This window comes from Streptomyces sp. NPDC007164 (genome assembly GCF_040634135.1).
GTDB lineage: Bacteria > Actinomycetota > Actinomycetes > Streptomycetales > Streptomycetaceae > Streptomyces > Streptomyces sanglieri.
In genome coordinates, this window is record NZ_JBEYFB010000029.1 from 99,540 (window position 1) to 111,988 (window position 12,449).

The window sequence follows — 12,449 nt, forward strand, 5'->3', positions numbered from 1 at the left end:
TGGGCAGCGCGCGCGGGGAGCAACTCTGCGGACGCCGCTCGGGCCAATGGTGTGTTTCGTGAGCAGCGTCGTGCGGCTCAGACCTCGGGAAGGGACGGATCGGGCGTCCAGGGGTCCAGTGCGGTCACGGACCAGCGCTCGTGGTCCCGCCAGCCCCCATTGATGTAGAGGTAGGCGGGCGATACTCCTTCGTAGCGGAAGCCCAGCCGCTGGACCAGGGCCAGGGATGCCTTGTTCGCCGGCCGGATGTTGGCCTCCAGCCGGTGGAGCCGCAGGTCGGTGAAGGCATGTTCCAGAGTGGCGGCGATCCCCTCGGTCATGTACCCGTACCCTGCGGACGGAGCGAAGGCCGCATAGCCGATGGACGCGCCCTGGTAGCGCCCCCGGATGATCGAATTGATGTTGACCATGCCGGCGGCTGCGCCGGACTCCCGGACACGGACCAGAAAGCCCAGGTTGCTGCCGTCGTCGAAGCGACGCATCCATGCCTGGAACTCTTCTGCGGTCGCGGGCAGTCGCATCCATGGCAGGTGCAGCTGGGCGCTGGCCCGCACGAGCGTGCAGAACTCGTCCTGGTCGGCGAGGGTGAGCGGGCGTAGTTCGACCCGCGACGGCATCTTGAGCATGGACCAACGTTAGGGCCTGTGAGTAGTGGATCACCAGAGTGGTCCGCTCCCGCCTCCGGCAACGCGAGGAAGCACCGCCGGGCGGCGAGGCGCTTCGACGCGGAGCAGGCCGGTTACGGAGCGCAACCTCGTACGTCGAGCGCGCGGCACTGCTCGTGCCAGTCGCCGGGGGCCCGGACCGGCAAGGGTGTGATTCCGGTCAGGAAAGGCTGCCGCGAAGGACGTTGACACGCTCGGCGCCCGCGTCAAAGGCGGTCCCGTCGAGCGTGCCGGCCGCCAGGGCCTCGCTCAGTGCGGTCACCGCCTCCTCCCCCTGAGCGGCGTCGCGGGCCGAGCACAGGATCAGGTCCATGCCGGCTGCGGCGGCCAGCACCGCCCGCTCCGCCGTACTGCCGTAGGCCCGAAGCGCCCCGGCCTCCAGGGCGTCGGTGACCGTCACGCCCGGGAAGCCGAGCCGGTTGCGTAGCTCGCCGACCACGGTCGGGGACAGACCGGCGGGCCGGTCGGCGTCCAGCGCGCGGTAGACCGCCCAGGAAAGCATGACCAGCTTGGTCCCGGCCGAGATCGCCGCCCGGTACGGCACTTCGTCGACGCTGCGCAGCGTGGACACGGACGTGGTGAGGGTGACGGGTCCCAGGTCGGTGTTCTGGTTCGCGGAAGCGGGGCCGAGGCCGGGGAAGTGCTTGGCGGTGGCCGCCACTCCGGCGTCCTGCTGCGCGGTGATGAAGGCCGAGCCGCATGTGCCGACCGCCTCCTGGTCCTTGCTGTACGACCTTTCGTACTGGTCGGTGAAGTCGCCGGCCCTGCGGTACACGTCCAGCACCGGCGCCAGGTTGACGTTCATGCCGACGCCGGCGAGGTTCATGCCCGCACCGCTGCCGGTGAACTCCGCCTGTCCCTCCGGGTCCGTGGAGCTACCCACGTCCTTCGCGGACAGTACGGGCTCGCCGGGCAGGCGGCGCACCATGCCGCCCTCCTGGTCGGTCATCAGGAGCAATGGGGCCTTCACGGGGGCGGAGGCGTTCGCCTCGTTCATCTCCTGGATGACGCCCTCGATCTGGCTCAGGCTCTCGATGTTCTCCCCGAAGAAGATCACCCCGGCCGTACGGCCCTCCCTGATGGCGTCCATCAGCCGGGCCGGCGGCGTGAGTCCCGGGTAGGAGTGGATGACACACTGTCCGGCGCGCTGCTCCGGGGTCAGAACGGCCAAGTGGGTGCGTGCCCTTTCGGGAATGCGCACGGCCGCGTCCGTACGGCCCGCCAGCCCCATCCCGCCGGCCAGGGCCGCTGTTCCGGCGAGCAGAGCGCCGCGCCTGCTGAGGGGCTGTGGTGTGGAGCCCATGACTTTCTCCTTCGCGAACTGTCGTTGTGCCCGGCCGGACCGTCGGCCGGACCGTCGGCCGGGCGATCCGGGCCGGAGCAGACCAGTCGGTCGGTCTGCTCCGGCCCACGGTGCCGAGCACGCCGGGCTCACCGGTCCTTGGAGGTGATCACCGCGCGCTCGGGCCCGCCGTCACGGAGTGTTGTTGGCCAGAGCCAGCAGGCGGGAACGGTCACCGCTGAAGCGGTCGCGGTCGACGTTCCCCGAGACACCGCTCACCGAGCCGGTGGACGTGTACTGCCAGACGGTCCAGAACGGGAAGCCCTGCGGGATGCTGGGGCTGCCTGCGGAGGTCCAGTGGGCCACCCACAGCGGACTCCTGGCGGACATGCCCGTCCAGCCACCGGTGCAGGAGTTCCACCAGCTCGCGCTGGTGTAGATCACGACGTCACGGCCGGTGCGGGCCTTGTACGTGTTGTAGAAGTCGAGGATCCAGGACTGCATGGCCGCGGGCGTCTTGCCGTAGCAGGTGCCCTCGATGTCCAGCACGCCGGGGAGCGTCAGATTGTCGCGGGACCAGGCGCCACCGTTGCTCGCGAAGAAGTTCGCCTGTGCCGCACCCCCGGACACATCGGGCCGCGCGAAGTGGTACGCGCCCCGGATCACGCCGGCGTTGTAGGCGCCGAGGTAGTTGGCGCTGAACGTGGGGTCCTTGTACGAGGTGCCCTCGGTCGCCTTCATCCAGGCGAACTCGATGCCCGCGCCGCGGACGGAGCCCCAGTTGATGCTGCCCTGCCAGCTGGAGATGTCCACCCCCACGGGGTTCGCCAGGAGGTTCGCATCCGGTGTCGTGTCGAGGTTGAGCTGCCGGGTGTCCGGCTTGAAGTCTTTGCTGTCCTGGACGTAGCCCACGCCCATGTAGCCCTTGCCCTGGGGCACGGCGCTGTCCGACGGCAGCGGCGCCGCGGAGGCGGTGCCCGACATCAGACTGAGGGTCAGTGCGGCGCTCGTGACGAGGACGCCGGCCACGGTGAGTCTTTGCTGTGCGGACTTGGGGGAAGGGTTCCTGGGGAACAAGGTTTCCTCCTGCTTGGTGGGGGGTGAGATTCAGTGGTTCCGAGTGGTCGTTCGGTGCGGTGGATCTCAGCGCGCCGACGCGGGTGCGGCACGGCGCGGCAAACAGAAAGGTCGGCGTGCATCCGGTCAGGAGGAGTCGGCCGTGCGCTTCCCGCAGAGGGATCTACGCGCGTCTGCATGACGCGAACATGACATATTGAGCCACGAGAACGCGCGCTCGGTAAATAGTTTTCCGATTCATTAGTGGTCCAGACCTATCTGCGCTTCGGTGAGCTGCGAAAACGGATCGATGTCGGCAGAACTTTTTTCAAGTGACGGAAGCAGCAAAGGAGTTCACAGCCTGACTGCGCGGCGTTGCGTCGATGGGGCGGGGCACGGGGTTGAGTGCTGAAGGTCGGCCCGTGCCGCGCCGTCAGCGAGGCTGCCGCCGCGATGGCGGCTGGGAGACGACGCCGCCGTGGCGCAAGCGATGCCCTCGGTCGTCGCGGCCGGCCCCACGTCCCGGCCACCGTGTCTGCGGCCGGACCGAAGTGGCTGCGGCGCACGCAGTCGCCTGCGGTCGTGGACACGTGGTCGTCGCAGAGCTTCGGCCTCCGGGCCGTTCGTGGAGCATGCCTCGACAGATCGGTGGCCGGCAGGGCCCGACCGGCGCGGAGATCCCCCTGACGGCCTGGTGGGCCGCCAGCCGGTCCGTCTGCACGAGGCGGGTGCCGAACTGCACATCGCAGTACGCCTCCCAGCTGCCATGGCCGGGCGGGAGCCGCACCCGGGTCGGCGTGCGCTCACCGGATCCGGATGGGTCCGTGAGCACCGCGACCGTGCGCCGCGCGCGGCCTTTCCTGCGCCGCTTCCGACCGCGTCCGCGCCGGGCAGGCGACACCCTCGATCCGCCCTCGCCCGCACCAGCCGGAGGCGGAGCAGGGCAACGGCACACGCGAACAGGTTCGTCCGTCCGGCGCTCAGGCGTCCCGCCCGGGCGAAACTTCCTCGTTCGCCAGGACGACATGATCGATGCCGCTGCCAGGCGCGGACTCGATCGCAGCCGGCCATCGGAGCACAGCCGCCTGGAAACGTGCCCGGCACCGCCGCTCCCGTGTGCACGATCAGCGAAGCCCCGGAGATATCGGCCCAACTCGCCCTGGCAGTCCGCCTGGCGCGTCGCGCCTCCCGGCGGGCACACTGCCACGGTGCACGCGGCCGCGCACTTCCCGAACATGGACAACCCGTCCCGCTTCAGTGCCGAACCGATATCGTTCCTGGAGATCGAATGAGCAGCGCCCTTCTTGTGATGGATGTCCAGCGAGCCGTCGTGGACATTGTCGACGACGGCTCGGGGTACCTGCCTCGCCTGCGCAGGGCAATCGACGGTGCCCGGGCTGCGAACATCCCTGTCATCTACGTAGTCATCGCGTTGCGACCCGGCTTTCCTGAAGTCAGCCCGCGCAACAGGGCTCTCACCGCCGTCGCACGAGCCGGACTCCACGTCGAGGGCGACGGCGGCACCGAGATCCATCCGGATGTCGCGCCCCGGCCGGGTGAGGTGGTCGTCACCAAGAGGCGAGCGAGCGCTTTCTCGGGCAGCGACCTCGACGTCGTACTCAGGGCGCACGGCATCGACAGCCTCGTCCTCACCGGCATCGCCACCAGCGCTGTCGTGCTGCACACCTTGTGCCAGGCCAACGACCTGGACTTCGACCTCACCGTCCTCGCCGACGCCTGTCTGGACACCGACTCGGAGGTGCACCGGTTCCTCACCGAGAAGCTGTTCCCGCAGTGGGCGGACGTCGCCACCGTCGACGAATGGGTCAACTCGACCACACCCCGTTAGCAACGGACCAAACAGAGACCAGTGTGTGTGGCACATGTCGGCGCATCACTGCCACTTCGAGCACGACCGTGTCACGACACTCCGTCACGGCCACCACGGCCGTCACGGCCGTCTCGGCAGTTCATCGGGCAAGGTGTCCGCTCGGTGATGCCGGTGCCGCCGCCGACAGCACAGCCCTGAGAGGTACCGCGAGGATCGCCGCAGCCGTCACCGCGGCGAGGCCGAGGGCGCGTCGACGACGGTCACGGTCCCCACTTCGTCCGTGGCGACAATCTCTGTACACGCGACAGGTCCTGCTTGAGTCCGCGGCCAAAGCAGAGTGCCGAGGGCGGTGCGGATGGCTACCGACTCGGGTCGGTGTGCCCGCCTCGACGAGGATGACGACCGACCTCAGTCCTTGCGTCCTGTCGCGGCGACGGTGACACCCAGGCCGATCATCGTGAGCCCGCCGATTCCTCCGACCAGAGAGAGCCGCTGAGGTGAGCGGGCGAACCAGTTCCGTCCGGTTGCCGCGACCAGCGCCCACACGCTGTCGGAGGCCACCGCGATGATGTCGAAAACCAGGCCGAGCAGCAACATCTGAACCACAACGTGCCCTTGGGAGCGGTCTACGAACTGAGGCAGCACGGCGGCGAAGAACACAATGGTCTTGGGGTTGGACACACCGACGGCGAACCCCTCCCACAACGTGCGCAAACCACCCTGTGCGGCCTCTTCGCCAGTGATCGCGGCCTGTAACGAACCCCGGTGCCGCCACGCTCTGGCAACCAGATACACCAGGTAGGCGGCGCCGGCCAGCTTCAACACCGTGAAGACGAGTACGGAGCGTTCCACGATCGCCCCGGCCCCGAGGGCCACAGCCACGACGAGCGCATAGGCACCCAGCGTATTCCCCACCACCGTGGTCAGCGCAGCCCTGCGCCCCTGCGCCAGCGCCCGCCCGATCACGAGCAGCACACTGGGCCCGGGGATCACAATCAGCAGGAACGACATCGCCGCAAAGGCAAGCACGCGCTCAGCAGACACCATGTCGCTCATACAAGCGCGGGCCAGGTTCGCCCCACATCCCCTTTTCATCGCGCAGATCGCGCATGCGCCGGCTCGAACCATCCGGCGCGGGATTCGAATCACACGGTGCTGGGGTCACGTGGTGCGATTCCGGCGGCTGCCGAGGATCAGAGATCATCCGGTGGCAGGCCCAAGTGGTCGTTCCATGCCCGGCGGCCGGTGGTGGTCACGGCGAGCGCGCGGGTCGTTCCGATCCGCGTAACCCAGCCGAGGGTGAGGGCGTGGCTGCACAGCGCGGCGCCTACCGCGCCCGCCAGGTGGGGGCGACGCTCGGTCCAGTCCAGGCACGCACGCACCAGCGGGCGGCGTGAGCCGCTCGGCACCGTGATGCCGACCTCGGCCAGCCAGGACACTCCCCCGCTGGTCAGCCCGGGCTCGGAGCCCCACTCCAGCAGGCCGCGCCCGACCATCGCGTCGGTGATCGCCAGCGCGACGGTTCCGGCGAGATGGTCGTAACACAGTCGCGCACGGGCCAGTGCCTGCTGACGGCCGGAGGCCGACAGCGAACGCGGTCGGGCGGTCTGCTGCGGGGCCAGTGCGGCCAGGGCCTCGATCAGCTCGACCACCCGGTGGTCGGCCACTCGCACGTAGCGGTGGCGTCCGTGCCGCTCCTCGGCGAGGAGTCGGCCGCCGACGAGCAGATTCAGGTGCGATGTCGCGGTCGAGGGCGCGACCCCGGCGTGACGTGCCAGCTCGTTCGCGGTCCATGCTCGGCCATCGAGCAGCGCCAGGCAGAAGGCTGCCCTGGTCCCGTCGGCCAGCAGCCCGGCCACGGCCGCCAGGTCGACGCCCACGTCCTGACCTGCGCGCTGAGTACCCATGCCCCCAATTGTCGCCGACCTCGGTTCGACGCCCGTCGAAGCGTCCACGCCTTAGCGTCACCAGATGCCCAGGGAGCCCTCGGGCCGGAGGCGCACCGCCTCCGCTCACGCGCTGGAGGAACCATGCCCGCATCCGAACCACCCGTCAGTGTGCCGCCGTGCCCCGAGCCCCGGACAGAGCTCGTTGTCACCGATTCCCCGATATCCGCGGACATCGCGGTGATCTCCGACTCGCTGGACCGGTTCAACATCGAGAGGACGGGAATCGACGACCGCAGACCGCTCGCCGTTCTGATCCGTGATCCCGAGACACATCAAGCGATCGGCGGACTGACCGGGCGCACCTCGCTCGGCCTGTTCTTCGTCGACCTCTTCTTCCTGCCTCCCAGGCTTCGTGGCAGCGGACTGGGTAGGGAGATCCTTCGGCAGGCCGAGAAGGAGGCTCGCGCCCGCGGCTGCCGCGCGGCCGTGCTCTACACGATCACTTTCCAGGCTCCCGGCTTCTATCGGAAACAAGGGTGGAAGCTCCTGGGAGAGGTGCGCTGCGATCCACCGGGTGCCGGCCGCGTCTTCATGACCAAGGAACTCGCTGCCGAGACCGGCAGCGTCTGATCGGACAGCGGGGTGGTGGTGCGTTGTCCGAAGCGGCACGCAATGCCGCCCGCCCGCTCTGGATCCGGGTACGGCAGTTTCGTCTCATCGCCCGACGAGGTACGTCCATCGGTTTCTGCCGACGGTACGACTGTGTCCCAGCAGTTGCGCCTGCTCGCTCTTGAGCCGTGTGAACCTGTCGCAGGTGTACTCCTTGAGGTCCCGACCCGGGAAGGGTGTGAGCGACAGGTGCTCTTCGTAGTTGCCTTGGGCCCAGCGCGCAGCCGTGATCTCGTAGCCCGCGACATGGGCGCAGAGCTGGAGAAGGGCCTGGGGCATCTCCTCCTCGATGAGAAGGTCGGCCCTTGTCACCACCACGTCTCGCATTGTCCTGATGTTGGGGATGAAGACGGCGGTGGCCCAGGTGCGCCACTGCGCGAGTTCTTGATCGGTGGGTGGTGTGTCGTGTTGGAACGGGTCACGACCGTCTGGGCGGGCGTACCTCTCGGAGAAGGTGTCGTAGGTTCGGCTGTTGGCTTCCATGAGGGCGAACAACGGCCCGTAGAAGTCGCTCAGTTGCTGGTTGACGCGCGCGAGTCGGGCCTGCCTCTGCGCAAGGCGCAGACCGTTCAGGTAAGTCGCCAGGTAGCCGATGAACGCCAGCCCGACGGTCAAGATCACTGTAGCCATGACAGGGGATGCTATGGGGCTGCTCGCCGGCTGGGCGAGGGTATGCATCTGGGTAACGCGGAGTGCGGTTCGGCTCCGGCCGCGACGGCGCTGAACTGCGGCTGCCCGACAGGACGGGCCGTGAACACCGCGAGTTCGCGAGTGGTCGCGAGGCAGTTCACCTGACCAGGCGCAGCCAGGCCGCCGCGAGTGCGGCGTGGCCGGCCGGCGTCGGGTGTACGCCGTCCGCGGCCCAGTACTCCGGTCCGGTCATCGCCGCGAGGTCGGCGAACATGTCGTCGGCTGCGAGCAGATGCGCGCCGTATTTGCGGGCGAGTTTGTGCACAGCCTGGATCTTCGGGTCCAGATCGGTACGCCATTCCTTTCGCTCCTTCACTCCGATGCGCATGGCACCGACACCGGCCTCGACGACGTCGTGGATCGGCAGGAGGAACGGCTCGATGAGGATCAATTCCGCGCCCGCCTCGGCCAGGGGCGCGAGGAGACGGTCGTAGCCCGCCTCGAATTCCTCCACGGGGATCACGTACCCCTTCGGGTCCAGTGTGTGCCAGCCCATGTCGTTGACCCCGACGAGGATCGACACCACGTCCGGGTGCGCGTCGAGTACGTCTGTCTGCCAGCGGGCTTCGAGGTCCATCACCTTGTTGCCGCCGATCCCAGTGTTCAGCCAGGTCACCGGGCGATCCGGATGCCGGAATCCCCACTCGCCCGCGACGCGCAACGGGTAGCCGAAACCGAGACCGTCCTCGCTCTCCAGCCGTTGGCTGTCGGTGATCGAATCTCCGGTGAACATCATGGTGCTTGCCGGTCGGACAGTGATCGTCATATGCGCTCCTTGGATCCCGAACCCACGGCCGGATGGGCACCCGGCCGGACCTCTCGAAAGGTGCCAGGCCCCACCGACATCCGGCCGACAGGCCCCGAGATACCACCGACACCTTGGCGCTGCCGCCCGATCACCCGTCCGACCGGGTCGGATGTGGCCTCACCCAAGTCGCCTGTTCATGCGGCCTCCGGGGTTCGGTTCCTTCTTGGCCGCGGAGGCGCACGCCAAAGTCCCGGAGTGCAGGTGGTCCTGGGCGACGATGTGCCCCCGGAGGTCTTCGCAGAGTTGGTGACGTCTTGAGCCGGTCGTGCTCGGACTGGACCATGTGGTGGCCGACACTGGCGTGAGTCCAGGGTCCGAAGGCCGTCCGACCGGCCAAGCACGGTGGCGAGTTCGTCTTCGGTGACGCCGCCGTCCGAGGGGCCGAGCACGACGTCACCGCCACTGACCCGTCGCGCGACCAGGCTGGAGCACAACGGACCGCCGCCCGTCATTGAGGAAGCCATCATCCGCCTGGTCATCGAGAAGCGGCCATCCCGCGGGCCGCCATGCTGTCTGTTCGGACAGCTGCTTCTCGCATGGACGGGTCCCCGGCTCACCCCGGCGAAATGGATGCACGATGAGAACGACAGAATGGGCGCCATGGACTCAGGACTCGCCGCACTGTTGGGTGCTGCCGTCGGCGCCGCCACCACCCTCGGGGCCGCGGTCGTGAACGGCCGTGCACAGGAACGGTCCCAACACGCTCATTGGAGCCGCCAGCACCGCCGCGACGCATACGCCGGCTACCTCAGTGCTCTCCACGACCGCGACATCGCCATGGATGCCGTACTCGACGCGCTGCGTTCAGACAGTCCCGACCTGCCCGACATCGATGAGAGGACGGGCCGGTTCATCTCCTTGGCTCGCGAGGTCCACCGCGCCACCGAAGTTGTCATCCTCGAAGGGCCTGCCTCGCTCGCGACAGTCACTGAGCGAGTCGCCCACGCCTCCAGCGATCTCTCGCACATCATGCGGCGGATGACCGAGAACGCCCGCGCCGGAGACACCACCCACAAAGCCGAGGACACCGCCCTCGCCGCCGAACGAGAACGAATCCTCTACCAAACGGTCAAGGACTTCCGCCTCGCGGCCCGCAGCGCCATCGGCGGGACCGACTGACTTACCAGGTGAAGATTCCTGACCAGGACGCTACCTGTGTTGGTGAGGGCCGCGGCCTCTCGCCGACGGTTCACCACCGCAGTGGCACGATTCTTCCCACCTCGTTTCGCGCTGATCGTCGCGATGACGGCTCCGTCGCCGACTGGGAGCGGCATGTCAACGAGCAACGCCCCTGCCATCGTGCAGGGGCGTTGCTCAAGATGGTCTGTTTCAGGATGCCTTTTGGTCGGCGGGCTTCTCGATCTCGGTGGGCCATGCCCCTCGGAAGAGCACCGGGAGCCACAGGAGACATGCCAGCGGGGGGGGGACCGCGGCGTAGGTGGCCATGCCCACACTGGAGCCCAGCCCGTCCATGAGCGCGCCGAGGACGAGATAGCCGATGCCGATGAGCGTCGACTCCACGAATGCGATCATCGACAGCAGGCTCGCCCGGTGGCGCGACGGCACGGCCTCGTTGAACACGTTGTCCACGGTCACGGCGGTGATCTCGGGAATCCCGACCAGGGCCAGGAACGCGGCGATGGTGACCCAGACAAGGCCCAGGCCGCTCAGGCCAAGTGCCGCGGCGAGCGTCAGGAGAGACACCGGGACTATGACCCGATACCCGATGCGCCGGTCCGCGCGGTCCGACAGCAAGGGAGTGAGTCCGCCGACGAAGAATCCCGCCGATATGACCACGCTGACCAATGCGGTGCCCGCTCCCTGATCGGAGAGGGTCTTCTGCGTAAAGATGATGTACGGCGTCAAAGTCGCATGCATCAATCCGGACACCACGACTAGCGTCACGAGCGCCGGCGTGGCGACCCGGAGCATCGCCCGCCATGCTGTGCCGTCGCCGCGCGCCTCCTCGGCCCCGTCCTGCTCGTCCACCGCGTCCGCGCCGCGGATCTCGGGCACCCGTGACATCAGCACCACCACGGCCAGGACGAGGCACGCCGCCGATCCGACGTAGACGACTCCCCAGGAAATCTGCTGCAGTTGGCCGCCGAGGACGATGGCGGCTCCCGAGGTGACCGTCCCGAGCATGGTGAACCGGGACTTGATCTTGACGTAGCCGGCCGTTGCACCACGACGCACGAGCAGGTCGTACAGCAGGGCGGTGTCCGAACCGGACACACATGCCATGCCCACGCCCTGGCCGATGAACAGCGCAGGAACACCCAGTAGTTGGAGGACGTCACCTGACCGAGCAGGCATCCAGCTATCAGCACCTGGCCGATAACGATGCTGGCACGCCTGCCGATTCGGTCGGCGATGACTCCCGTCGGCAACTCCGCAAGTCCGCTGACCAGGTAGAGCAGTGTCTGAAGGAGGGCCACTTGCCCGGCGGAGAAGCCTCGCTGCTGAAGGAAGAGGACGAATACGCCACGTTGGAACAGCGAGTTGGCGAGCACGGCGTATACGTAGAACGGGCGCGTGACACTTCGTGCTGCATTGTCGACTGCAGCCGACCCGTTGAGGGCCTCCGTGGTGTCGGTCATGCTGCGGGCTCCCTGGTGACTCCGGTGATCATTAGTGTTGGGCCTCCGCCGTCGACCGGAGCCTCCAGCCCGTACTTCGCGCAGGATATTGGGCCGGCGTCTAACGAGTTGGTGCGCGATAGCGGGTGAGGCGTCGTTGCTGACTGGTGGCGTGATCCGGGTGTGGCGATCATGGTCAAGCGGTCGGTTCTCTCGCGTCGAGTGTTCACGGGGATCTCTCGGCGTCATCTCGCCGGCCTGGTCCAGGAGTTGGCCGAACCATGGCTGGCCGGTGTCGAAGGCCGCCGTCACGCGGCACGTGGCGGGTCCCGGCGGCGGCGGGCAGCTGGTGCGGGCGGCGGCGGGCAGCTGGTGCGGGCGCCCGGCATCAGCTGGTGTTCATCGACCGGTTGACGGCGACCCTCATTCATCTGCGGCACGATCTGCCGCACGCTGTCCTCGGACTGCTCTACGGTGTGGACCGCTCCACCATCACCCGCGCGATCGGGGAGATACGCACCCTCCTTGCCCAGCGGGGGTGCGCGGTTCCCGACCGCCCTGGCCTGCGTCTTCGGACACTGACTGATGTCTTCGCCTATGCCCAGGCCGAGGGCGTCGAGCTGCGTCTGGACGCCACCGAGATCCAGGTCCGCCGGCCGCGGCGGACGACGAGCGTTCGTCTCCGGCAAGAGGAAACTGAACATGATGAAGGCCACCGTCATCGCCGACCAACAGGGCCGCACCTTATGGACCGATGCTCTGCGGCCTGGTCGGATGCATGATGCGACCGCCGCGCGCAACGAAGGCATCGGTATCTGCTTCCAGCACTTTCGCGATGTCGAGGTTCTGCTGGACGACGGCTATCTCGGGCTCCGCCGCGATCAGCCCGGCCGGGCCGTCACTCCGCCGAGGAAGGGCAACAAGATCAGCCCGCCCGAGGTCCTTGAAGCCCGTCAGCGAGCCCGCCACCAACACTCCTC

At 68.0% G+C, this 12,449-nt stretch carries 10 protein-coding genes and 2 pseudogenes; 4 read left to right on the forward strand and 8 right to left on the reverse strand.

Going from position 1 to position 12,449, the window contains the following annotated elements:
- Positions 1-77: 77 nt before the first annotated feature.
- The 3 genes from ABZ622_RS29110 to ABZ622_RS29120 form a co-directional block, all read right to left on the reverse strand.
- Positions 78-626 carry a GNAT family N-acetyltransferase gene (locus ABZ622_RS29110; protein ID WP_360548137.1) on the reverse strand — a complete coding sequence of 183 codons (549 nt, stop codon included), beginning with the start codon at positions 624-626 and terminating at the stop codon, positions 78-80.
- Between the two features lie 199 nt (positions 627-825).
- The gene (locus ABZ622_RS29115) at positions 826-1,968 is read right to left on the reverse strand and encodes a glycoside hydrolase family 3 N-terminal domain-containing protein (protein ID WP_360548139.1); all 1,143 of its coding nucleotides are present in this window, start codon (positions 1,966-1,968) and stop codon (positions 826-828) included.
- Between the two features lie 171 nt (positions 1,969-2,139).
- Positions 2,140-2,931, reverse strand: a complete 792-nt coding sequence (locus ABZ622_RS29120) for a GH25 family lysozyme (protein WP_360548166.1) — start codon at positions 2,929-2,931, stop codon at positions 2,140-2,142.
- Between the two features lie 1,360 nt (positions 2,932-4,291).
- On the opposite strand from ABZ622_RS29120, the gene ABZ622_RS29125 reads away from it, so the two are divergent.
- The gene (locus ABZ622_RS29125) at positions 4,292-4,852 is read left to right on the forward strand and encodes an isochorismatase family cysteine hydrolase (RefSeq protein WP_360548141.1); all 561 of its coding nucleotides are present in this window, start codon (positions 4,292-4,294) and stop codon (positions 4,850-4,852) included.
- A gap of 390 nt (positions 4,853-5,242) precedes the next feature.
- Here the strand turns inward: ABZ622_RS29125 and ABZ622_RS29130 are convergent, their stop codons facing one another.
- Both ABZ622_RS29130 and ABZ622_RS29135 read right to left on the reverse strand, forming a co-directional pair.
- Positions 5,243-5,881 carry a LysE family translocator gene (locus tag ABZ622_RS29130; protein WP_360548168.1) on the reverse strand — a complete coding sequence of 213 codons (639 nt, stop codon included), beginning with the start codon at positions 5,879-5,881 and terminating at the stop codon, positions 5,243-5,245.
- A gap of 146 nt (positions 5,882-6,027) precedes the next feature.
- Complete coding sequence (locus ABZ622_RS29135; RefSeq protein ID WP_360548143.1) at positions 6,028-6,741, reverse strand: winged helix-turn-helix domain-containing protein; 714 nt, start codon at positions 6,739-6,741, stop codon at positions 6,028-6,030.
- Positions 6,742-6,864: 123 nt separating this feature from the next.
- Here ABZ622_RS29135 and ABZ622_RS29140 point away from each other — a divergent pair, with 123 nt between their 5' ends.
- On the forward strand, positions 6,865-7,353 hold the full coding sequence (locus ABZ622_RS29140) for a GNAT family N-acetyltransferase (RefSeq protein WP_360548145.1): 489 nt from the start codon (positions 6,865-6,867) through the stop codon (positions 7,351-7,353).
- A gap of 84 nt (positions 7,354-7,437) precedes the next feature.
- Here the strand turns inward: ABZ622_RS29140 and ABZ622_RS29145 are convergent, their stop codons facing one another.
- Entirely contained in the window at positions 7,438-8,022 is a 585-nt protein-coding gene (locus tag ABZ622_RS29145; RefSeq protein WP_360548147.1) for a hypothetical protein, read from the reverse strand.
- Positions 8,023-8,179: 157 nt separating this feature from the next.
- Entirely contained in the window at positions 8,180-8,848 is a 669-nt protein-coding gene (locus ABZ622_RS29150) for a GDSL-type esterase/lipase family protein (protein WP_360548149.1), read from the reverse strand.
- 402 nt (positions 8,849-9,250) lie between these two features.
- On the opposite strand from ABZ622_RS29150, the gene ABZ622_RS29155 reads away from it, so the two are divergent.
- Entirely contained in the window at positions 9,251-10,009 is a 759-nt protein-coding gene (locus tag ABZ622_RS29155; RefSeq protein ID WP_360548151.1) for a hypothetical protein, read from the forward strand.
- 210 nt (positions 10,010-10,219) lie between these two features.
- On the opposite strand, the pseudogene ABZ622_RS29160 reads toward ABZ622_RS29155, so the two are convergent.
- Positions 10,220-11,490: pseudogene (locus ABZ622_RS29160) on the reverse strand (MFS transporter).
- A 171-nt stretch (positions 11,491-11,661) separates the two neighbouring features.
- Here ABZ622_RS29160 and ABZ622_RS29165 point away from each other — a divergent pair.
- Positions 11,662-12,449, forward strand: a pseudogene (locus ABZ622_RS29165) (transposase family protein); the annotation flags it as partial.

Coding starts and splice junctions, on each gene's coding strand:
- ABZ622_RS29110 (WP_360548137.1), bottom strand. CDS start 626: ATGCTCAAGATGCCGTCGCGGGTCGAACTACGCCCGCTCACCCTCGCC.
- ABZ622_RS29115 (WP_360548139.1), bottom strand. CDS start 1,968: ATGGGCTCCACACCACAGCCCCTCAGCAGGCGCGGCGCTCTGCTCGCC.
- ABZ622_RS29120 (WP_360548166.1), bottom strand. CDS start 2,931: ATGTCGGGCACCGCCTCCGCGGCGCCGCTGCCGTCGGACAGCGCCGTG.
- ABZ622_RS29125 (WP_360548141.1), top strand. CDS start 4,292: ATGAGCAGCGCCCTTCTTGTGATGGATGTCCAGCGAGCCGTCGTGGAC.
- ABZ622_RS29130 (WP_360548168.1), bottom strand. CDS start 5,881: ATGGTGTCTGCTGAGCGCGTGCTTGCCTTTGCGGCGATGTCGTTCCTG.
- ABZ622_RS29135 (WP_360548143.1), bottom strand. CDS start 6,741: ATGGGTACTCAGCGCGCAGGTCAGGACGTGGGCGTCGACCTGGCGGCC.
- ABZ622_RS29140 (WP_360548145.1), top strand. CDS start 6,865: ATGCCCGCATCCGAACCACCCGTCAGTGTGCCGCCGTGCCCCGAGCCC.
- ABZ622_RS29145 (WP_360548147.1), bottom strand. CDS start 8,022: ATGGCTACAGTGATCTTGACCGTCGGGCTGGCGTTCATCGGCTACCTG.
- ABZ622_RS29150 (WP_360548149.1), bottom strand. CDS start 8,848: ATGACGATCACTGTCCGACCGGCAAGCACCATGATGTTCACCGGAGAT.